Origin of the sequence: Marinobacter sp. MDS2 (assembly GCF_030718085.1) — a bacterium.
In the GTDB taxonomy this organism is placed as follows: Bacteria; Pseudomonadota; Gammaproteobacteria; order Pseudomonadales; family Oleiphilaceae; genus Marinobacter.
Genome location: NZ_JAVAJF010000001.1, coordinates 599,417 through 619,045 on the forward strand (window position 1 = coordinate 599,417; position 19,629 = coordinate 619,045).

Sequence of the window (19,629 nt, forward strand, 5' to 3'; positions counted from 1 at the left end):
TGTTTTTACGGTGCCAACGGACCTTCAAAACCAAGAGCAGTAAACCTCATGTCGTTACAGCAAACATTCGGTGCCCTAAGAGCACAACTGGCAAAACGCATCATCGGCCAGGACAAGCTGGTAGACCGCCTATTGATTGCCCTTCTGGCCGATGGCCACTTACTGGTCGAAGGTGCACCCGGGCTGGCCAAAACCACTGCTGTAAAAGCCCTGGCCGACCACATCGAAGGCGACTTCCACCGGATTCAGTTCACACCTGACCTGTTACCTTCAGACGTTACCGGCAGTGAAATCTACCGGGCCGAAACCGGCCTGTTTGAATTCCAGCGCGGGCCTATATTCCACAATCTGGTGTTGGCCGACGAAATCAACCGCGCGCCGGCAAAGGTTCAATCTGCGCTTTTGGAAGCCATGGGCGAGCGCCAGATCAGTGTCGGCATGCAGACCTTTCCGCTGCCAAAACTGTTTATGGTCATGGCCACCCAGAACCCGATTGAGCAAGAAGGTACCTATCCGCTGCCCGAAGCCCAGCTCGACCGTTTTCTTATGCATGTGGTGATTGATTATCCAAGTGCCGAAGCTGAAAGGGAGATTCTGCACCTCGCCCGCAGCGACTACCGTCAGGGAATTCCGAACGTAGACATTCGTCTAACAGAAGACCAGGTGATGGAAGCCCGTCAGGAAATCTCTAGCATTTACATGGCGGAACCGGTTGAGCAGTATCTGCTGGCGTTGATTCTGGCGACGCGTGACGCCGCCGCTCTCGACCCGGAATTGGCTCGCTGGACCGCCTTTGGAGCCAGTCCACGGGGCACCATAGCCCTGGATCGCTGTGCTCGCGCGCTGGCCTGGCTGGACGGCCGGGACTACGTCACACCGGATGATATTCGCACCATGGCGTTTGACGTGCTTCGTCACCGGATTCTGCTGACCTTCGAGGCTGAAGCCGAGGGCATGACCGCCGATGCCGTACTTCAAAGGCTGATCGACCGGGTTCCGGTCACTGCCTGACGTGTTTGCAAACCCCGCTTCGGCGACAAGAGAAAGACCCATGGGCAACACAGCAGTCACCCACGCCACCTTGCAAGACCTGGTTCGGTTACAGGCCGATGCCAGGGCTTTGAAACTGCCCTCGGCCCGGCAAGTGCGAGGCCGTCAGGCTGGCTTGAGACAATCGCGTCAGCGCGGCCGGGGCATGACATTTGCCGAGGTTCGGCAATATCAGCCCGGCGACGACATTCGCAGCATTGACTGGCGCGTGACTGCACGCCGGCAATCGCCACACACCAAACTGTTCGAGGAAGAACGCGAACGCCCGGTTCTGTTGCTTGCTGATCTGGGGCCCACACTGTTCTTCGCCAGCACCGGCGCATACAAACAAGCCCGCTGCGCACAACTGACCGCGTTGCTGGCCTGGCTAGCCCTTATGGCCGGCGATCAGGTGGGCGGCCTGGTCTTTAATCATGAGCAGCTTGAAGTCTTGCGGCCGGCTCGGCGCAAGAAATCACTGTTGCGGCTGCTGGACACAGTTGCCAAACAGCAACATCTACCGGAAACGCCTCCGGGCCTTTCAATTCCGGAAGGCCCGGATCTGAACAAAGCATTGGCCGAAGCACGCCGGGTGGCTCATACCGGCAGCCGCATTTTCATCATCAGCGATTTCATGAGCCTCTCGCCTGACACCACCACCCTGTTAGGCGCGCTCGCAAGGCACAATAGCGTGACCGCCCTGAGGGTAATGGATCCGCTGGAAAAGCAACTGCCCCGTAGCGGTCGGTTCGCAGTCGCCGGTCCGGAAGGCCCTGTCTGGTTTGATGCATCCAATCCAAGTTTCAAGCGGGCCTGGAACGCCAAAATTTCCAGCCACGAACATCAGCTGGCAGAGTGTTTTCGAACCTCTGGCGTACAAGCTTCCACCATTATGACTCAGGACAACCCGGCGGAAGCCCTAAGGCTTCATCTCGGCCCCGGAGGACGGATCTGATGAACCCGCAAGACCCGCTCGCCCAACTGAGAGATATTCATTTACCTGAAACCGGCGGCTGGTGGCCTCCGGCCCCCGGATGGTGGCTGCTTGTGGTTTTGTGCGTGATCGCGCTGGTTGCCTTGGTATGGGTCTGGAAACGGTATCGCATACGCACGCGGTGGAAGCGTGAAGCCAAAGCCGAACTGAAAATGTTGATCCGGCGCGCTACTAACGAACCAAGCTGGTACGGCGAACTCAACCGGCTGCTCAAGCGTGTTGCGCGCAAAACCCACACCAACCGCCACCCGGAAGCCATGACGGGTGCCCAATGGGTGGATTTTCTGTTGGAAACCCTGCCCAAAGACCGCATTGCTTCGCGGCCGACGGCGGAAGCACTGGTTGCGGCTACATGGCAGCGGAAACCGGCACTGGCACCCCATGACGCGCTGGATTTTGCCTCGCTATGGCTGGAGGCCCAGTTATGATCAGCCTGGCTTACCCGTGGGCACTATTGCTCGCTCTGCTACCACTGTTGCTTATCGCAAGAAAACCCAAAAGCGAGCTGGTAGACGCGCCGGTGATCCCTGTGGGTCATTGGCTATCCGATATGCCGGGAGTAAGCACACAGGGTAAGCCCAATCCATGGTGGCGAAAACTGCTGGTCCTGGCAGCCTGGCTTTGTCTGGTGATTGCGCTCGCACGACCGCAACATGTGGGCGAGCAGGTTCAAATGCCGATCACAGGCCGCGACCTGATGCTGGTGGTCGACATTTCACCCAGTATGGAAGAGCAGGACATGGTGCTGCATGGGCGCAGCATTAATCGGCTTAAAGCGGTAAAGCGGGTGCTGAACGACTTTATCGATCAGCGGGAGGGCGACAGGCTGGGCCTGATTCTTTTCGGCACAGAACCCTACGTTCAGGCCCCACTGACCTTCGACCGGGAAACAGTCCGAACGCTCCTGCTTGAATCCGGACTGGGCATGGCTGGCCGCGCTACGGCCATCGGCGATGCGGTCGGCCTTGCGGTGAAACGGCTACGTGACCGGCCCCAGGAACAGCGTGTTGCCATCATGCTGACCGATGGCGCCAATACCGCCGGCGAAATCAGTCCGGACAAAGCCACAGACATCGCAGCGGCAGCTGGCGTGAGGCTTTACACCATTGGTATCGGTGCTGACTCGGTGATTCAGCGCGGATTGCTGGGCACCCGCCGGGTGAACCCTTCGCGGGATCTGGATGAGGAGTTGCTTACCCACATGGCCAAAAAAACCGGGGGCCGGTACTTCCGTGCGCGAAGTTTGCCGGAGCTCGAGATGATTTATGACAGCATCAATCATCTGGAGCCGATTGAACAGGAAGGCCAGTTTTTCCGGCCAGTGACCGAGCTATACGTCTGGCCGGCTGGCGTTGCCATCGCTATCTGGCTCACGCTGATGGTCGTGCGCCTCGCCCAATCCCGCTCTCGCTTTACGCCGGAAACGGAGGCTGACCATGGCTGATTTCCATTTTATACGGCCGCTATGGCTTGGACTGATCTTCGCCATTCCGCTGCTGTACATCCTCCAGAACCGTCTGAAACACGGCGATGCGGGCTGGAGCCGCTATATTTCTCCGGCCCTTCTCAAACCCTTGATTCAGCGGCGCCGCCGCGCATCTGACCGGACCACCGTGTCACCATTTTGGCCCCTCAGCCTGGCGGTAATTATTCTGGCCACCGCGCTGGCTGGCCCGAGTTGGAGGCAAGCACCCACGCCACTCAAACAACCACAGGACAGCCTGGTTATTGCGCTGGATTTGTCCCTGTCCATGCTGGCCACGGATGTGAACCCGGACCGGTTAACCCTGGCCAAACGCAAGATCCGGGATATTCTTGCACAGCGTCAGGGCGGTCTCACCGCACTGCTGGTGTATGCCGGGGATGCCCATGTGGTCACGCCCCTGACCGAAGACCATCGCACCATTGAAGCCATGCTCAGCGTGCTGGAGCCTACGATCATGCCGGCACAGGGCAACCGTGCCGACCTTGCCGTCAAAGAAGCAATTAACCTGCTGGGCAATGGCGCACCCGGGCGCGGACGCATTCTTCTGATTGCCGATGATGTATCCGGGAGCTATCGAGACGGCATTCACGAACAACTCAGCGCCACGCCATACGCTCTCAGTAGCCTGATCGTGGGTACCGAGGAAGGCGGCCCGATCCCCCTGCCCCGCCATGGTTTTATTCGGGACGGCAACGATATTGTGATTACCAGAGCTGATCCCGGTGCTCTCGCAGATCTGGCCCGTCAATCTGGCGGAAAAAGCCATGAAATGACGCTGGACGACAGCGACATTCGCGCATTGAACGTCGAACCCGAGGCAACTGATGGGTGGCAGACAAACGAGGATGGCCTCACCATCAACCGCTGGCAAGATGACGGTTACTGGCTGTTGTGGTTGGCGCTTCCTTTATTGCTGATCGGCTGGCGCCGTGGTGCTTTTGCCGTGCTTGCATTTGCCATGGTACCCCTCACGATGGCGCCAAGGCCCGCCATGGCATTGGACTGGGCTGGTCTCTGGCAACGGGAAGACCAGCGTGGGCCTGAGCTGATCGAACAAAACCCGAGCCAAGCGGCAGAAATCTTGGAGCAGCCTATCTGGCGAGGCTCAGCTCTGTATCGGGCCGGCAAGTATGACGAAGCCATCGACGCGTTCTCCAATTCTGCCGAGACTACCAGCCACTATAATCGCGGCAATGCCCTGGCCCGGGCCGGCAAACTTGAAGAAGCGCTTAAAGCCTACGACCGGGTATTGGAAGAACAGCCTGAACATGCCGACGCACACTTCAATCGTGATCTGGTGAAGAAACTGCTGGAACAGCAACAGAAGCAGAACCAGAACGGCGACAACGATCAGAATCAAAACCAGAGTTCCAAACAGGACAATTCCGACAGCCAGAACAGCGACTCCCAACAAGGCGACAAGCAACAGTCCGGGGACGACAGCGAGCGTCAGGACGGTGAGCAACAAGACCGACAGTCATCGGAGAAACAGAATCAGGACGGTCAGCAATCACAAGATCAGCAACAGCAGGAACCGGAACAGACGGAAGAGCAACAAAGTGGTAGTGCACAGCCATCAAAACAAGACCCGGAGCAAGGGCCTGAGGCCGAGGCACCCGCACCTGTGACCGAACAACCCCTGAGCCAGGGGCAAGAACAGATGCTACGTCGGGTCCCCGACAACCCCGGGGGATTGCTGCAACGCAAGTTCCTGCAACAGTATCAACAACGCCAGACCCAACGCGACGAGGGCGATACACCATGGTAAAGAACCTTCTGCCTTCCCTCTTGTGCCTCCTGCTACTGTTCTCCGGCGCGCTATCGGCGAATGAACTGACGGCCGAGCCAGACCGGGATCAGCTCTATGAGGGAGAAGTGCTGACCCTGACCGTTAAAGGGTCAATGAACATCGAGCTCAATCTGAGCAATCTGTTCAACTTTGATTTGTCGCAGTTACCGTCACCGAACATCGAGCAGGTGGAACCGGATTTTGAAATCCTCGCACGCAATCAACGCTACAGCGTGCAAACAGTCAATGGCGACATGATGGGTGAAATCACCTGGACCTATCAATTGGCACCCAAACGTACCGGGACTCTGACGATCCCGGCTCTCAAATTCCAGGAAGCGACCTCCAACCCTGTCACCATCGAAGTCGTGTCGGGCACGCCCCCCGACCATCCGGCCGCAAACCGTGACAGCTTTGTCGAGCTCTCTGCCGACAAAGCCGACGTTTATGTACAGGAGCAGTTGGTACTGACTGTGCAGCTGTATTTCTCGGGCAATCTGGTACGAGGTGAGCTTTCTGACCCCCAGCACCCGGATGCGATCATTGAAAGCCTGGGCAAACAGCGGGAGTTCACAACCCGCCGCGACGGTAAACGATACCGGGTGGTGGAGCGGCGTTACGCAATTTTCCCACAGACCCCCGGTGAGTTGAAACTGCCTGCCATCCGGTTCGAAGGTCAGGTCAGAGAAGCCAACGGCGCGCTCCGGTTTTTACGGGATAGCCAGCAGCTCTATCCCGTGCAGGTAAAACCCGTGCCTGCGGATTATCCCGCCGACCAAGCCTGGTTGCCGGCGGACAATCTCGCGCTGGCAGAAGACGGCTTGCCCAACAGCGGCGTGTTGAAGGCGGGCAGCAACCTGACCCGAAACATTGTGCTGCAGGCCTCCGGCCTTCCTTCCGAGGCACTACCACCGCTCTCGGTGAGCTATCCGGGTGCTCTGAGGCATTACCCGGAGCAACCTCGACGACATACGGAACCCACGTCAGAAGGTCTTGAATCAAGCTTGCAGCTGGAAGCAGCACTGGTGCCGGTAAACTCAGGAGACGTTGTGATTCCTGAAATTAGAGTGCCGTGGTGGAACACTAAAACCGATCAACTGGAAGAAGCTGTCTTGCCTGCCCGCAGCTACCGAATTGAAGGTGGCACTGCAACAATCGAAGCAACCAACGATGAATCTGCCCAGACCGAGCCAACAGCGGGCCAGCCACCTGAAACCATCGCCGATTCCGGAGCGGACAGACTCTCACCCTGGCTCTGGACCACCCTGTTGCTGGCGTGTTTGTGGCTGATCACCTTGGTGCTTTGGTGGCGCTCCCGAAGAAAACAGCACCCCGCCAATGGTAACAATCCGGTCGCTGGTGATAGCAACGAAAAGCAGCGTTTTATTCAGCTAACAACGGCGATTCAAAACGGTGCCCCTGAAACCTCGGTGCTTTTGGTGCGCTGGGCTCGGGAACGATTCCCGGAGAAGGACTTCAATGACACCGCCGATGTCATTCGCCATAGCAACAGCCGTGATCTTCAAGGCGCGCTCCGGGATTTCCAGGCCAGCCTGTATTCGGCGAAAACGCCTGATTCGGCAGATTCTGATAAGACCGTGAGAGACAAACTGGCGAAAGCGGTGATGCAGTTAAGGCACGGGGACGCTAGAAAGGAAAATCACAACGGGCTGGCTCCGCTCTACCCGGCCGAATTGTCTAGCTAGCCGGCCGGGCAGTAAGGAGCGCAAATCAGTTGGTCAGTTGTTGGTTGATGATCAGTTCCACCGGCTGGCCAGCGGCATCCGGTGGTACAACGCTTGCTGTCACTTGGCCCTGCCAGTCGCCGGGCTGCGCACTGATAGAACCGCTGCGCGTCAGGCGCGCGACCACAACCACTTCGTCGACAGCCGAGATTGTCGCCTCGGGCGACATCGCGTAGCTGTCATCCAAACGAACCTCTGCCGGCAAGGCACCCGCCGTTAAGCGCGTCACTGCCACTGGCGCCCCACCCGTTGCTCCCGCCGGGCGAGCGAAAATAAACAGAGTGGTGTCCGCAGGCACCTGTTCTTTGAAAGCGGCGTCAATGGAAACGCGAAGGTCAACACCGGCGGATGCCGCTGCGACATCCTCTGCTACCTGAGCCGGCGGTGTTTCACCCAAACGGCCATAGGCTTCTGCGATGCCGCCGCGAATCGATGCAATTTGCGGGTGGTTGGGCGCAGCCTCCGTAATGGTTTCCCAATATTCAATCGCCTGGCGGTAGTTCTGCTGGCTAAAGGCGTGGATGCCCAATAAACCCAGCGAATTCACTTCACTCGCATCCAGCGCCAAGGCCCGGTCAATAGCGTCTCGAACCGCCTGAGTCATTTGCCCTTCAGTTTTGAAAAACAAGGCTTGTGCCGACAAACCATAAGCGACAGCACTCGAGGCCGGGTCGTCCGAGACCTGTTCTGCCAAACGCCGGTAGGCCGCGGCTGCTTCGTCGTATCGCTCAACCCGCATGTAGGTCTGGGCGAGCATGGCCCAGCCATCGATGCTATCGGGGTCCTGTTCCAGTCGTTCCCGCAACTGGTCGGCGAGCTCCGACATCCGAGCCACCTGATCCGCACCGGACGCGTTCATCTCCTGCATGGTGAGGTACTGCTCCACCTGGCCCATGGAGCCCCACTCCTGGTAGGCGAAAAACGCTCCGGCAGGCAGTAGCAAGATAGCCAGAAAAGCAACCGCCATGGCACTTCGGCGCCCCGGAATACGCTTCTCGGGCCGGGCATTTTCCGGCACATCATCCAGCATCGAACCGGCCAGTTCGTCTTTCAGTTGCTCGTAGCTTTGCTGATCCAGAATGCCGGCCTCACGCTCCACTTCGAGCTCTCTGAGCCGCGATTTATAAGCCAGCAGGTTTTGATTTCTCAGATCGGTTTCAATTCTTGATTTCGGCCGATGGAAAAGCACCGGATACATCACGAAAGCCATCGCGAACAAAACCAGCACCGCTGCGGCAATCCAAAAGGTTTCTTGAGTCATGATGAAGTCAACGTCACAGTTAGAAATGTGTTGCGAAGATCAGTCTCGGGGCGACTGATCCTTGTCGGCCAGCATTTTTTTGACGCGGGCCAGTTCCTCAGTGCTCAGGGCCGAGCCATCCTGCTCGCGCCTACCGGACCGCACCGCAACGCCGATAACAATCAGCACGCCGCCAATCACAGCGATGGCCGGAAACGCCCACAGCAAAATCGTACGTCTGTCCACAGGCGGTTTGTACTGAACAAACTCGCCGAAACGCCCCACTAAATCACCAACGATTTCATCGTTGGTGGCGCCGTTCTTCATTAGCCGGTAAACCTGATCCCGCATGTCCTTTGAGATCGGAGCGTTGGAGTCGGCGATGTTCTGGTTCTGGCATTTCGGGCAACGTAACTCGGCAATCAGGTTCTGATAACGCTGCTCCTCAGCCCGGGTCTCAAAGTCGTACACCTCTCTGACTTCAGCCTGTGCGCCGAAAGCACACAGGATCAATAGCAGTAACGCACCCTGAACATGTCGCATCAGCTATTCCCCTTTGCCTTCTGAATAACCGGCTGCAAAACCTCTTCCCAGACGCGCTGATTCACCACCCCTACGTGGCGGTACTGCACAATGCCATCAGCATCGATAACAAACGTTTCCGGCGCGCCGTATACGCCGAGATCAAAGCCCAGCGACCCTTTGGGATCGAAGATAATTTCATCGTAGGGATTACCCAAGCGCCCTAGAAAGCTGAAGGCAGTTTCGCGCTGATCTTTATAGTTCAGACCAACAATGCGAATGCCTTTTTCCTGCGACAACCACATCAGGTATTCGTGCTCGTCCCAACAGGAGGGGCACCACTCTGCCCAGACGTTCAGCAAGGCTACTTCGCCCTTCAGAATCGACTCGTCAAGCAACTGGGTTGGGTTATTCAGACTTTCCAGACTAAACGCCGGTACCGGCTTACCAATCCGAGCCGACTCCAGTTTGGTGGGGTCTTTGCCGATGCCTGCGGCCAGGAAAATGCCAAGACTGATCGCGATAACCAACGGTAAAAACAACAGAAGACGCTTCATGACGTTGCTCCTGTAGCCTGAGTGCTACCTACTTTGGGGCTACTATCAGCGACTTTAACCTGATTTTTCGCCCGGATGCGGTAGCGCTTATCCGAGATCGCAAGGAAACCACCGATGGCCATCACCAACGCCCCCAACCAAAGCCAGCGAATCAAAGGTTTGTATTGCAGGCGAATGGCCCAGGCATCATCGGAAATCCGTTCACCGACGGCCACGAAGATGTCCCGGAACAACCCGCCGTCAATGTCGGCTTCGGTCATCACGCTCATTCCAACCGAATAGTTGCGTTTCTCCGGGTGCAGCTCTGATATCTTCTTGCCATCCAGCAATACATCGAAGCTGCCGTATTGAGCAGTAAAGTTCGCACCGCGACGGTTGCCAATCGCTGTAAACACAATTTCGTAATCGCCCACCATGGCCGAGTCACCGGGCACCATGCGGACATCGCGCTCGATGCCGTAGTTGGATACCACGGTTGCACCCGCCATCACCATAGCAACACCCAGGTGACCCAGTACCATGCCCCAATAGCTGCGGGACTGGCGCTTAAGACCATGCAAACGCCCCTGTCGGGAGGCCGATTTGTCCCACAGATCCCAAAGCGTTGCCACCGCCACCCAGATCGCCGTGAATACGCCCGCGAAGGCCCAGGGTTTGAAGCCTCCGTAAACCAAGATCACCGCGACACTTGCGGTCAAGCTCAGGGCCAGCGGCCAGAGCAGTTTGCGGCCAAGCCAGCCGCCATCGGTTTTCTTCCAGCGTGAGAACACACCAGCGCCCAACAACAGCCCTGCCGCGACAGCTAACGGGCTAAAGGTGGTGTTGAAGAACGGCTCACCAATGGACAGCTTACCCATGTCCAGATAATCCAGAATCAGCGGGTAAAGCGTACCGATCGCGACCAGCAGCGTTGCTGTCACCAGAAGTACGTTGTTCAACAACAAGAAGATTTCCCGGGACATTGAACCGTAGCGGGAACGAACGTGAACCACCGGCGCACGGAAGGCATACAGCGCCAAACTACCGATTACGGTAATGCCCAACAGTGCGAGCAGGAAAGTGCCACGCTCCGGGTCAGACGCAAAGGCATGCACGGACGTCAGCACACCGGAGCGAACCAGAAAGGTACCGAGTAGACTTAGCGCAAAGGTTACGATGGCCAAAAGCACGGTCCAGCTTTTGAACACGCCCCGCTTTTCAGTTACCGCCAACGAGTGCATTAGAGCAGTGCCCGACAACCAGGGCAGCAACGATGCGTTTTCAACTGGGTCCCAGAACCACCAGCCGCCCCAGCCAAGTTCGTAGTAGGCCCACCAGCTGCCTAACGCAATACCGATAGTCAGGAACGACCAGGCTACGGTGGTCCAAGGCCGGGACCAACGGGCCCAAGCAGCATCCAATCGTCCATTAATCAGGGCGGCCAACGCAAACGCAAAGGCAACGGAGAACCCGACATAGCCCATGTAAAGCATAGGTGGGTGCACGATCAAACCGATGTCTTGCAACAGAGGGTTCAGGTCCTGGCCATCCGCCGGAATGTTTGGCAACAAACGATCGAAGGGATTGGAGGTCAGGATAATGAACAGGAAGAAGCCCACGCAGACCATGCCCATCACAGACAGAACCTGCGACACCATGGTTGAGGGTAGCCTGCGGCTAAACACCGCCACGGCCAGAGTCCAGCCGGTCAACATTAGAATCCACAGCAACAACGAGCCTTCGTGCCCGCCCCATACGGCGCTGAACTTATAGAACCAAGGCAACAGGCTGTTGCTGTTGTTGGCGACGTACGCGACGGAAAAATCGTCCACCATAAAAGCATGAGTCAGGATGGCAAAGGCCAGCCCGGTAAACACAAACATGCCCGACGCCAAAGGTCGGGCAAAGGCCTGCAGGCTGTCACGCCCGGTTAACGCGCCCGCCAACGGCACACCAGACAGAAGTAACGCCAGCAGTAGCGCGAGTATCAGTGAAACTTGCCCGAGTTCCGGATACATCAGGACTCTCCAACATCAACAATAAATGGCGGCTCAGTAAGCCGGGGATTCTGCAGCTTTATCTGCGTATGGCGATTTGTGCTGACCTTTCGATGACTTTTCCAACGCATCGGCCACTTCCGGTGGCATGTAATTTTCATCGTGCTTGGCCAGTACCTGATCCGCCACAAACAAGCCCTCGTTGTTCAATCGCCCCATGGCGACTACGCCCTGGCCTTCGGCGAAGAGATCCGGGAGGATGCCAACATACTCAACCGGTACCGAATCCGTGAAATTTGTCACCCGGAACCGGACAGCGAGGCTTTCGGTATCACGAACGACGCTACCTTCCTCAACCATACCGCCAGCCCGAATCCGCACATCAACCGGTGCATTACCTGCCGCGATTTCAGTGGGGTCGTAAAACAGGTTGATGTTCTGACGCAATGCGTAGGTGGTCAGACCAACCGCAACTGCCAAGCCAGCAACAAGGAAAATTAATATGGTCAGTCTTTTCTTACGAATCGGATGCATGGGTTACCTAATGATCAATCCTGAGAGATTTCAACACGAGTAAACGTGGCTGCCGCTTTCGGCGTGGCCTGCCCTTTCGCGGCCTGCTGCTCATAGCTGCGTTTACACATGTGATACGTCGCTTGATGGCGTTTCGCCGACCAAAATATCGTGCCCGCAACCAGAACAACGAACACGGCATAACAGGTCCAAACGTAGGGACCATGGCCTTCCATGGCGAGAAATGCTGAAAATGATTCAAATGCCATTGTTTACTTCCTTCCCGCCAAAACGTGTTCTCTCACCCACCGTGTGCGGCGCTCCCGAACCAGAATTTCGGTTTTCATTCTCAAACACGCCAACCATCCGAACAGCAGATAAAGCCCCAGCACCGACAGCAATAGCGGCACCCACATCTCCATCGCCATGGACGGCTTTTCGGTCAATTTGAAGGTGGCGGGCTGGTGCAATGTGTTCCACCAATCCACCGAATACTTGATGATCGGAATATTCACCACCCCGACCAGAACCAAAACGGCCACCGCACGCGCCGCCGACTTCTCATCATTTATGGAGCGATCCAGAGCGATGGTGCCTCCATACAGGAACAACAAAATCAGCATGGAAGTGAGGCGCGCATCCCAAACCCACCAGGTGCCCCACGTCGGCTTCCCCCAAACCGCGCCGGTGAAGAGCGCCAAAAAGGTAAACATCAAGCCAACCGGCGCAACGGATTTCACAAACACGTCAGCCAGCTTCATCCGCCAAACCAAGGTCACCACCGCCGCCGAGGCCATCATGATGTAGATGGATTGCGCCAGGAATGCCGACGGTACGTGAATAAAAATGATCCGGTAGCTGTTGCCCTGCAGATAATCTTTCGGGGCAAACGCCAACCCCCAGACTAACCCCGCAACCAGAAGGGTCAGCCCCCCCGCCAGCAGCCACGGCATAAAGCGGTTTGCAATTCCAAAGAACCACTTCGGAGAGCCCAGCTTATGAAAGAATTGCCACATCAGTTAGTTACCGTCTTACTGTTCACTGTTCGTTTCTGCCCGGCTGACACATACTCAGCTATTGGACAGGCTGATTCGCAATGCTGCAGCCGAGGCAAAGGGCGCCAACGTCAGCGCCAGCACTAAAAACGCCCCCATCAATGCCAGATAACCGGACACCTGTGCGCCCTCTGCAGCCGCAGCTACTGTTCCTGTACCGAAGATGAGCACGGGAATGTACAGCGGAATAATCAGCAGTGACAAGAGCACACCGGCCGATCGCAGGCCCAAAGTTAACGCTGCGCCAATGGAGCCGATCAAACTCAATACCGGAGTGCCAATCAGCAGCGTTAGACATAAAGTGGCCACGGAGTTCCCGTCGAGGTGCAACATTAGCCCTAAAACCGGTGTTAACAGCACCAAAGGCAGTCCGGTCAGCAGCCAGTGGGCCATGGTCTTGGCCAGTACCAGCAGAAACAGTGGCTGCGGCTGCAACATCAGCTGTTCCAGAGTGCCGTCGTCAAAATCGTGCCGAAACAAGTGATCCAGCGATAAAAGAACCGACAACAGCGCCGCTACCCACAGGATACCGGCTCCGGACTGTTTCAGGAATGCCACTTCCGGGCTGACCCCAAGGGGGAACAGAGTTACTACCATGGTAAAAAACAGGAGCGGATTTAACAGGTCTTGCCTTTGGCGAAATGCAACGCGGACATCTCGCAAAAAGACCGACACCATGGCCTGAGATACGCCCACTGAGCTGTCTACCTTTTTTAGTCTGATTGGCGCATTAGCGTTCATCACGCTGCTCCCAAGGTAATACGGCCCATACCGGGCAAATCGAGATCATGATGGGTCGTGACAATAACTGCTCCACCCTCTCGGGCTCGCTGTAACAGCAGGTTCTCAATCGCTTCAACCCCACCGGCATCAATGGCGGTAAATACTTCATCGAGGATCCATAGTGGCTCGTCGGCAATCAGTAAACGCGCCAACGCCACCCGGCGCTGCTGCCCTGCCGACAAGTTGCGACAGGGCACGTGTTCGAAACCGGCAAGGCCTGTCCCGGCCAGCGCTTGCTTCAACGCATCATCGTCGAGCGGTCTTCGCCCTGCCATTAATGCCCGCAAGTTTTCCAACGGTGTCAGCAGGTGTTTGATGCCCGGGCGATGCCCCAAATACATCATATTGCGCAGATAGGATTCCCGGTTCTGACTTATAGACTTGCCACACCAGCTCAGATCTCCCGCCCAGGCATCGTTCAAACCCGCTAATATTCTGAGTAAGGTTGTTTTACCGGAACCATTAGGACCCTCGACACGGGTAATCGTACCGGGCAGTATGGAAAATGACAGGTTCTGGAACAGAAGGCGCTCGTCGCGCTCACACTCAAGACCAACGGCCTGTAGTAACGGCTCGGGCATCTGGGTTCCGTTTTAAAGCGAAGGATGCGCGTGTGGCATCGGGTGTATGGATGAAGACCAAACAACAATCCATTTAAATTCCGGGCGTTCTTAGTCAACGTGGCGCATTATAACGAAAGCGATCACAGATTACTCTTGCCCGATATCAAAACAATGCCAATGAAACTGAACGCCGGGCAAACGCCCGCCCCCCCGACAAACAAACTCTCAGGTGGCGGCCAGACCAATACTGGCTTGCCCTCCGTCGGTATCGACCGCACCCAGTCGGCCCAACAGCAACTGGCACAATTGAAACTGGGCAACCGGGAGTCCACGCTCGCCAAGGTGGCGGAAGTCTTGCAGCGCAAGGGCGGGGGTAGCGAGCTCATTTTAGAGGTGAAAGGCCGCTCCCTCGCGGTTGCGGCCGGTGACCAACCACCGGATTTAAAAGCAGGCGACTTGATTAAAATCATGCGCGCCGGAAACGAACTTCGGCTCATGGGCAAGCTAGCGGCCAGTGAAGAAGCCGGCATCGCAAAAGCACTGGCGCAACGCCTGCCCTGGCAACAAAACCTGCAAAGCGGATTGGCTCAACTGCTAAGCAGCATGAATACGGGGCTAAAAGGCTCCCTTCAACCGGGCCAGTTACCTTCAAGCAATGCTACTCAACCACTTCCCGCGGCAGCCAAACAGGCCCTGGAAGGGCTTCTCGCTAATATGGCAAAAGCTGACGCCCTTCATCCGGGCGCGGGCAAAGCAGAGGGTAGCGCAGCTCAAGTAAAACAGTGGCTGACTGAAAGTGGCGCCTTCGCCGAATCCCGCTTGTTACAGACCGGCGGCCATCAAACGGCACCCACCGATTTTAAGCTGGCCCTAGCCAGAATCATAACAGCACTGCTCGCCAGCCAAGGGCAATCGCCGGAGGCCTTCAACCGTCTGACACCGCTGGCAAGCCAAGATTTGATGAATGCACCACTCCAATTTCCTAAGCTGGCCACCGCCAACGCATCTCAAAGCAGCAGCGAACCTGCAAGCGTCGCTCAAACATTGCGCATGCTGGCTGGAATGCTGAACCGCATCACTGTTAACCAACTCCACAGTCAAACTCTGACCGCAAGAGCCGGGGCGGAACCCGGCGCCCCCACAAGTACCTTGCTGCTAGAAATTCCCTGGCTAACCCCGCATCAAGAACCACGGACGGCGCAACTCCGGATGGAGCAATACAAGCAGGAAAAAAATTCCAAACAGCATCCGGATCGAGCGGCTGTAAGCGAATGGCGTCTGAACCTTGCCATGGATCTGGACCACGCGGGCCCCCTGCATTTCGAAGTGGCGTATCGACACCCCAGTGTCAGTGCGCATATATGGGCAACGAAGCAATCAACTCTTCGACAGGTAAACGAGGAGCTTCCGCTGCTACGCCAAAGTTTGGCAGATCTTGGCCTTGAAGTGGCGGATTTGGAATGTCGAAGAGGCAGCCCTCAGCAGGCCGAAACCCGACTGGAACATCGACTGGTGGATACCAAGGCATGAGTCAGGACAAACCCTCTCAAACCCACGATGATCACACCGCTCCCGCTGCCGTCGCTTTGAAATACGATGGAAAACGCGCCCCGATTATCTCAGCAACGGGCACATGGGAACTGGCCGAGGAAATTATCCGCATCGCTCAGGAAAACGATGTTCCTCTTTATGAAAATGCCGAGCTGGCAGGAATATTAGCGCGCTTGTCTCTGAATGAAGAAATCCCGGAAGAACTCTATCGAGTCATTGCCGAGATTTTGGCGTTTGCGTTTCACATTCGGGGCAAAACGCCAGACGACGCTCACCCCGATGGCAGCACGCCGCCTGAAGAGCCGGAAGATTAAGCGGCCTGACGCTTTTTAAGCGCCGACACAAGCTCCGCTTCTGGACGAGAGATACCGCAAGTGTTCATCAGGTCATCTATATCTGCTCCCAGATCAACCAACCGCGCGGCTTCGTCGTAGGAGATTCGGAGAGGGTCGTTCTGGCGCATTTCATCCATGGCGTTGCGCAATTCGAACAACTGGCGCTCGCAGGCGACCAAACGCTGACCCACGCCCATACTGCCACTGGTGGTGGCATGCAGTTCTCGCCCAAGGGTATCGCACCGGTTCTTGAGGGATGCCTGAAGCGCCTGAATTTTGCGGCCGTGGAGAATGCCCTGCACAAGAACCAGAACAATCGCCACAGCGGTCAGGCACCAAGGAAGCCAGGAAGGAATGTTAAAGCTCATAGTGGACGTCTCCGTTATTGGTTACCACGGTAGACGTCCATCAGAAACGCTGTTGGCTTGGCCGTTTACAGCGCTGCGATTTCAGCCCACTCGTGGTCTGTCAGCATCTTTTCAAATTCGACGAGAATGATCAGCTCGCCATTCTTGTTGCACACACCCTGGATGAACTTGGCACTTTCCTCGTTCCCCACGTTGGGCGCTGTTTCAATTTCGCTGGCCTTCAGGTAAATCACCTCGGCCACGGAATCCACCAGCACCCCCATCACCTGATTCTCGGACTCCATCACCACAATGCGCGTCGCTTCGGTGACATCGGCGTCCATCAGTCCGAACCGGCGACGGGTATCGATCACCGTCACAACGTTGCCACGAAGGTTGATGATGCCAAGCACATAATCCGGAGCTCCCGGCACCGGCGCTATTTCTGTGTACCGGAGCACTTCCTGGATTTGCATCACGTTTATGCCGTAGGTCTCATCATCCAGGCGAAAGGTCACGTACTGGAGTACCTGATCTTCCTGGGCCTGATTGTGCTGTCCGCTCGGGGCTGCCATAACTCGTTCTCCTGCTCGGCTGCCCTGCGGGCAACCTGATCGTCAAAAAATCATCATCAGCGCCCAATACTATAGTTATGGGCATAATCCGTGCCAGCATTGCACGGTTTCATTCGGTAACCGAGATTTAACTCAAATCCAGGCGCTGCTCCCGCTCTGCGCGTACCAGTAGCTCAGACATCGCCCTCACATCAATCAACGCACACATATGATCAATGACCGTACCGGCCAACCAAGGCCGTTGGCTTCTGGCTGTACGCCACCGCACCTGCTCGGGGTCGAGCGTGAAGGATTGACCAACGCTGTCGCACGCCAAGCCCCAAGGGCTGTCATCCAGACGAATAATAAAGCGATAGTTGTCCCGGGCGTTGTCAGGCACTCGGCCAGCCATGATCCACTGAGCGCTGTCCACCACTCGCAGGTTATAGTCGTTGCCCGGACGAATGCCCATATACCAGTCAGGACTGCCCGGCAGCGAACGAATTTCCTCTTCAATTTTATGTATAGCACCCAGCAACACCAGGGGCACAGCCAACTGAAGCCCGGCCACTGTAAAAATCAGACACTCGAACGGTTTCTCCGACCAATCGGGTCTGGCCGCTGGCTCATTAGAGTGCGGTACCGTCTCTTCAACAACAGGCGGTTCGACTGGAACCGGCTCAGGCTCTACCGTTTGTGGATCCGGGACCACCCGCTCTTCTTGCTCTGCGGTTTCCGTCGCCGTATGCAACAACTCGTCAAGATAACTGGCAATAGCTGCGTCTGAAGCCGTCAGCTGTGTCATTTTTTTGTCAGCCATGGTGCCGACCTTTCACCGCGGCCGTTTGGGCCAGCAGGTCATCAAGTAAATGGCCATAGGCTCTCACACCGTGAGTGTTGGCATCGAGGACGGACGGAAACACGCCCTTCTCACTGGCATCACGAAACTTGGTATCGACTGGCACCGCAAAACGCCAGAGGTTTTCAGGGTAGGTTTTGCGCAACAGGTTAAGGCTTTTTACCGATGCCTGTGTTCTCCGGTCATACATGGTCGGCACAATGGTGTAAGGCAACTCGTTTTTCTGCGAGCGCATGACCATCTGCAAGGTGTGCAGCATGCGTTCAAGCCCTTTGATCGCCAAAAATTCCGTTTGCACCGGGATAACCAGGTGCTGCGCTGCCGCCAAGGCATTCACCATCAACACCCCCAGTGAGGGCGTGTTGTCTAGTAGCACGTAGTCAAAGTCGTCCCACAGTTGCGCTAAAGCCCGCGACATAATCAAGCCCATGCCGCCAACGCCCACCATTTTTCGCTCAAGCGTCGCCAAGGCTGTGCTCGCCGGCAATAAGAACACACCGGGATGACTGGTATCGGCGATCAACTGTGCCGGCAAACCTTCCGGCACGCTGCCTTGATGCTGAAACAGATCAAAGACACTGTGGGCAATGGTGTCCGGGTCGTAGCCAAACCAGGCGGTGAGCGAACCGTGGGGGTCCAGGTCAACCACAAGCACACGCTTGCCTCGCTGAGCCAATAATCCGCTCAGTGAAACAACAGAGGTGGTTTTTCCCACACCACCCTTTTGATTGGCTACTGCCCAAATACGCACACGTGTTACTCCAGCTATAAGCCCGAACGTTCAATCACGGCTCAATAATAATATCGGCGGCAGCGCAGGCAACTTGAAGAATGAATGTTCTGCAAGCGGCAATCGTTTGCCGTTTAGGATTATAAGAATGAGTTAATACAGAAAGTGTGCCAGATCGGCTATACGCATGAACAACCTTTTTGCGCTACCGGACCACGCCGCGGATGCTCGAGTCTTTTGAAATTAACAAGATAACCCGACGGTTCCGGCGTCGCCCTTCCTCTGTGTCGTTTCGAGCCACCGGCTGATGTTCACCATAACCAATCGCCGCCAGTCGTTCAGGCTCAATGCCCTGCATCACCAACATTCGTGAAACCGCCGAGGCCCTCGCCGTGGAAAGCTCCCAGTTGGACGGGTAGCGCCCCGTTCGGATAGGCCGATTATCGGTAAAGCCTTCAACCTTCACCGCATTGCTCCGGTTACGAAGCACCTTGGCTACCTTTTCAATAACAGCAAACGAATCATAGTGGGGCTCCGCATCCCCGCTATTGAACAGCATGCTGTTTGGCAAGCTCAGCTCTATCCAGTGATCGCTGGTTTCCAGGCTGACCACGCCCTGATTAATCAAATCGTCAAATTCCATAGCCAGCTGATCGGCCATGGCCCGCAGAGCTTCAACCTTGCCTTGTTCACTGACGTCAGGATTACCGGGCGCATCGGTGACAACCGGTGGAATAACGTTCTCGTGTTGCTGCTCGGGCACTGCCGCCACATGCTCCCCTACCTCAATCGGCTTAATCGATCGTTGAGGCGCGTTAAATACGCCGGTAAAGGTTTCAGACAAGACTTTGTATTTACCTTCGTTAACGGAAGATACCGAGTACATCACAACAAAAAAGGCGAACAACAAGGTGATGAAATCGGCATAGGAGATCAACCAACGCTCTTTATTATTTGTCTCTTCTTGCTGGTATCTTCGGCGACGCATAGGTAACCCGACT

General features: G+C 56.3%; 22 protein-coding genes. 8 read left to right on the top strand and 14 right to left on the bottom strand.

Features of this window, described 5'->3' with window-relative positions; genetic code table 11:
- Positions 1-48 precede the first annotated feature (48 nt).
- The 6 genes from Q9245_RS02845 to Q9245_RS02870 are packed head-to-tail and all read left to right on the top strand — an operon-like array spanning position 49 to position 7,004.
- On the top strand, positions 49-1,011 hold the full coding sequence (locus tag Q9245_RS02845; RefSeq protein ID WP_305895742.1) for a MoxR family ATPase: 963 nt from the start codon (positions 49-51) through the stop codon (positions 1,009-1,011).
- A gap of 40 nt (positions 1,012-1,051) precedes the next feature.
- Positions 1,052-1,984 carry a DUF58 domain-containing protein gene (locus tag Q9245_RS02850; protein WP_305895743.1) on the top strand — a complete coding sequence of 311 codons (933 nt, stop codon included), beginning with the start codon at positions 1,052-1,054 and terminating at the stop codon, positions 1,982-1,984.
- A complete protein-coding gene (locus Q9245_RS02855; RefSeq protein ID WP_305895744.1) occupies positions 1,984-2,451 on the top strand; it encodes a DUF4381 domain-containing protein in 468 nt (155 codons plus the stop codon). Before Q9245_RS02850 ends, Q9245_RS02855 begins: the two co-directional genes overlap by 1 nt.
- Positions 2,448-3,467, top strand: coding sequence for a VWA domain-containing protein (locus Q9245_RS02860; protein WP_305895745.1), 1,020 nt, complete (start codon positions 2,448-2,450; stop codon positions 3,465-3,467). Before Q9245_RS02855 ends, Q9245_RS02860 begins: the two co-directional genes overlap by 4 nt.
- Entirely contained in the window at positions 3,460-5,277 is a 1,818-nt protein-coding gene (locus Q9245_RS02865) for a VWA domain-containing protein (RefSeq protein ID WP_305895746.1), read from the top strand. Before Q9245_RS02860 ends, Q9245_RS02865 begins: the two co-directional genes overlap by 8 nt.
- Positions 5,271-7,004: a BatD family protein gene (locus Q9245_RS02870; RefSeq protein ID WP_305895747.1), complete on the top strand. Its 1,734-nt coding sequence runs from the start codon at positions 5,271-5,273 to the stop codon at positions 7,002-7,004. The genes Q9245_RS02865 and Q9245_RS02870 overlap by 7 nt, the downstream gene beginning before the upstream one ends.
- 25 nt (positions 7,005-7,029) lie before the next feature.
- Here Q9245_RS02870 and ccmI read toward each other — a convergent pair whose 3' ends face one another.
- Genes ccmI through ccmA form a run of 9 tightly spaced genes read right to left on the bottom strand, consistent with a single transcriptional unit; the run spans position 7,030 to position 14,270 of the window.
- Positions 7,030-8,304, bottom strand: coding sequence for a c-type cytochrome biogenesis protein CcmI (ccmI, locus tag Q9245_RS02875; protein ID WP_305895748.1), 1,275 nt, complete (start codon positions 8,302-8,304; stop codon positions 7,030-7,032).
- 39 nt (positions 8,305-8,343) lie between these two features.
- A complete protein-coding gene (locus Q9245_RS02880) occupies positions 8,344-8,826 on the bottom strand; it encodes a cytochrome c-type biogenesis protein (RefSeq protein ID WP_305895749.1) in 483 nt (160 codons plus the stop codon).
- Positions 8,826-9,362, bottom strand: coding sequence for a DsbE family thiol:disulfide interchange protein (locus tag Q9245_RS02885; RefSeq protein WP_305895750.1), 537 nt, complete (start codon positions 9,360-9,362; stop codon positions 8,826-8,828). Before Q9245_RS02885 ends, Q9245_RS02880 begins: the two co-directional genes overlap by 1 nt.
- Entirely contained in the window at positions 9,359-11,359 is a 2,001-nt protein-coding gene (locus Q9245_RS02890) for a heme lyase CcmF/NrfE family subunit (protein ID WP_305895751.1), read from the bottom strand. The genes Q9245_RS02885 and Q9245_RS02890 overlap by 4 nt, the downstream gene beginning before the upstream one ends.
- 33 nt (positions 11,360-11,392) lie before the next feature.
- A complete protein-coding gene (gene ccmE, locus Q9245_RS02895; RefSeq protein ID WP_305895752.1) occupies positions 11,393-11,872 on the bottom strand; it encodes a cytochrome c maturation protein CcmE in 480 nt (159 codons plus the stop codon).
- A 14-nt stretch (positions 11,873-11,886) separates the two neighbouring features.
- Entirely contained in the window at positions 11,887-12,120 is a 234-nt protein-coding gene (gene ccmD / locus Q9245_RS02900; RefSeq protein WP_305895753.1) for a heme exporter protein CcmD, read from the bottom strand.
- A 3-nt stretch (positions 12,121-12,123) separates the two neighbouring features.
- The gene (gene ccmC / locus Q9245_RS02905) at positions 12,124-12,867 is read right to left on the bottom strand and encodes a heme ABC transporter permease CcmC (RefSeq protein ID WP_305895754.1); all 744 of its coding nucleotides are present in this window, start codon (positions 12,865-12,867) and stop codon (positions 12,124-12,126) included.
- A 54-nt stretch (positions 12,868-12,921) separates the two neighbouring features.
- A complete protein-coding gene (ccmB, locus tag Q9245_RS02910) occupies positions 12,922-13,647 on the bottom strand; it encodes a heme exporter protein CcmB (RefSeq protein WP_305895755.1) in 726 nt (241 codons plus the stop codon).
- Positions 13,647-14,270: a cytochrome c biogenesis heme-transporting ATPase CcmA gene (gene ccmA / locus Q9245_RS02915; protein ID WP_305895756.1), complete on the bottom strand. Its 624-nt coding sequence runs from the start codon at positions 14,268-14,270 to the stop codon at positions 13,647-13,649. Before ccmA ends, ccmB begins: the two co-directional genes overlap by 1 nt.
- A 153-nt stretch (positions 14,271-14,423) precedes the next feature.
- Between ccmA and Q9245_RS02920 the strand changes: the two genes are divergently transcribed.
- A complete protein-coding gene (locus Q9245_RS02920; RefSeq protein ID WP_305895757.1) occupies positions 14,424-15,782 on the top strand; it encodes a flagellar hook-length control protein FliK in 1,359 nt (452 codons plus the stop codon).
- Positions 15,779-16,117: an EscU/YscU/HrcU family type III secretion system export apparatus switch protein gene (locus Q9245_RS02925; RefSeq protein WP_305895758.1), complete on the top strand. Its 339-nt coding sequence runs from the start codon at positions 15,779-15,781 to the stop codon at positions 16,115-16,117. Before Q9245_RS02920 ends, Q9245_RS02925 begins: the two co-directional genes overlap by 4 nt.
- Here Q9245_RS02925 and Q9245_RS02930 read toward each other — a convergent pair.
- From Q9245_RS02930 to motD, 5 genes are all read right to left on the bottom strand, one after another.
- Positions 16,114-16,506 carry a DUF2802 domain-containing protein gene (locus Q9245_RS02930; RefSeq protein ID WP_305895759.1) on the bottom strand — a complete coding sequence of 131 codons (393 nt, stop codon included), beginning with the start codon at positions 16,504-16,506 and terminating at the stop codon, positions 16,114-16,116. The two genes, Q9245_RS02925 and Q9245_RS02930, sit on opposite strands and share 4 nt — an antisense overlap.
- Positions 16,507-16,571: 65 nt before the next feature.
- Positions 16,572-17,060, bottom strand: a complete 489-nt coding sequence (locus Q9245_RS02935; RefSeq protein WP_199006718.1) for a chemotaxis protein CheW — start codon at positions 17,058-17,060, stop codon at positions 16,572-16,574.
- 127 nt (positions 17,061-17,187) lie between these two features.
- A complete protein-coding gene (locus Q9245_RS02940) occupies positions 17,188-17,859 on the bottom strand; it encodes a chemotaxis protein CheW (protein ID WP_305895760.1) in 672 nt (223 codons plus the stop codon).
- The gene (locus tag Q9245_RS02945; protein ID WP_305895761.1) at positions 17,852-18,649 is read right to left on the bottom strand and encodes a ParA family protein; all 798 of its coding nucleotides are present in this window, start codon (positions 18,647-18,649) and stop codon (positions 17,852-17,854) included. Before Q9245_RS02945 ends, Q9245_RS02940 begins: the two co-directional genes overlap by 8 nt.
- A gap of 184 nt (positions 18,650-18,833) precedes the next feature.
- Positions 18,834-19,616 (bottom strand): flagellar motor protein MotD, encoded by a 783-nt coding sequence (motD, locus tag Q9245_RS02950; protein WP_305895762.1) that lies wholly within the window; start codon positions 19,614-19,616, stop codon positions 18,834-18,836.
- Between the last annotated feature and the right edge of the window lie 13 nt (positions 19,617-19,629).

What these genes read in the sequence shown, in the direction of transcription:
- Q9245_RS02920 (WP_305895757.1), top strand. Translation starts at nt 14,424, where the DNA reads ATGCCAATGAAACTGAACGCCGGGCAAACGCCCGCCCCCCCGACAAAC.
- Q9245_RS02935 (WP_199006718.1), bottom strand. Translation starts at nt 17,060, where the DNA reads ATGGCAGCCCCGAGCGGACAGCACAATCAGGCCCAGGAAGATCAGGTA.
- Q9245_RS02860 (WP_305895745.1), top strand. Translation starts at nt 2,448, where the DNA reads ATGATCAGCCTGGCTTACCCGTGGGCACTATTGCTCGCTCTGCTACCA.
- ccmB (WP_305895755.1), bottom strand. Translation starts at nt 13,647, where the DNA reads ATGAACGCTAATGCGCCAATCAGACTAAAAAAGGTAGACAGCTCAGTG.
- ccmE (WP_305895752.1), bottom strand. Translation starts at nt 11,872, where the DNA reads ATGCATCCGATTCGTAAGAAAAGACTGACCATATTAATTTTCCTTGTT.
- Q9245_RS02870 (WP_305895747.1), top strand. Translation starts at nt 5,271, where the DNA reads ATGGTAAAGAACCTTCTGCCTTCCCTCTTGTGCCTCCTGCTACTGTTC.
- Q9245_RS02930 (WP_305895759.1), bottom strand. Translation starts at nt 16,506, where the DNA reads ATGAGCTTTAACATTCCTTCCTGGCTTCCTTGGTGCCTGACCGCTGTG.
- Q9245_RS02925 (WP_305895758.1), top strand. Translation starts at nt 15,779, where the DNA reads ATGAGTCAGGACAAACCCTCTCAAACCCACGATGATCACACCGCTCCC.
- ccmC (WP_305895754.1), bottom strand. Translation starts at nt 12,867, where the DNA reads ATGTGGCAATTCTTTCATAAGCTGGGCTCTCCGAAGTGGTTCTTTGGA.
- ccmA (WP_305895756.1), bottom strand. Translation starts at nt 14,270, where the DNA reads ATGCCCGAGCCGTTACTACAGGCCGTTGGTCTTGAGTGTGAGCGCGAC.
- motD (WP_305895762.1), bottom strand. Translation starts at nt 19,616, where the DNA reads ATGCGTCGCCGAAGATACCAGCAAGAAGAGACAAATAATAAAGAGCGT.
- ccmI (WP_305895748.1), bottom strand. Translation starts at nt 8,304, where the DNA reads ATGACTCAAGAAACCTTTTGGATTGCCGCAGCGGTGCTGGTTTTGTTC.
- Q9245_RS02845 (WP_305895742.1), top strand. Translation starts at nt 49, where the DNA reads ATGTCGTTACAGCAAACATTCGGTGCCCTAAGAGCACAACTGGCAAAA.
- ccmD (WP_305895753.1), bottom strand. Translation starts at nt 12,120, where the DNA reads ATGGCATTTGAATCATTTTCAGCATTTCTCGCCATGGAAGGCCATGGT.
- Q9245_RS02880 (WP_305895749.1), bottom strand. Translation starts at nt 8,826, where the DNA reads ATGCGACATGTTCAGGGTGCGTTACTGCTATTGATCCTGTGTGCTTTC.
- Q9245_RS02940 (WP_305895760.1), bottom strand. Translation starts at nt 17,859, where the DNA reads ATGGCTGACAAAAAAATGACACAGCTGACGGCTTCAGACGCAGCTATT.
- Q9245_RS02865 (WP_305895746.1), top strand. Translation starts at nt 3,460, where the DNA reads ATGGCTGATTTCCATTTTATACGGCCGCTATGGCTTGGACTGATCTTC.
- Q9245_RS02850 (WP_305895743.1), top strand. Translation starts at nt 1,052, where the DNA reads ATGGGCAACACAGCAGTCACCCACGCCACCTTGCAAGACCTGGTTCGG.
- Q9245_RS02885 (WP_305895750.1), bottom strand. Translation starts at nt 9,362, where the DNA reads ATGAAGCGTCTTCTGTTGTTTTTACCGTTGGTTATCGCGATCAGTCTT.
- Q9245_RS02890 (WP_305895751.1), bottom strand. Translation starts at nt 11,359, where the DNA reads ATGTATCCGGAACTCGGGCAAGTTTCACTGATACTCGCGCTACTGCTG.
- Q9245_RS02855 (WP_305895744.1), top strand. Translation starts at nt 1,984, where the DNA reads ATGAACCCGCAAGACCCGCTCGCCCAACTGAGAGATATTCATTTACCT.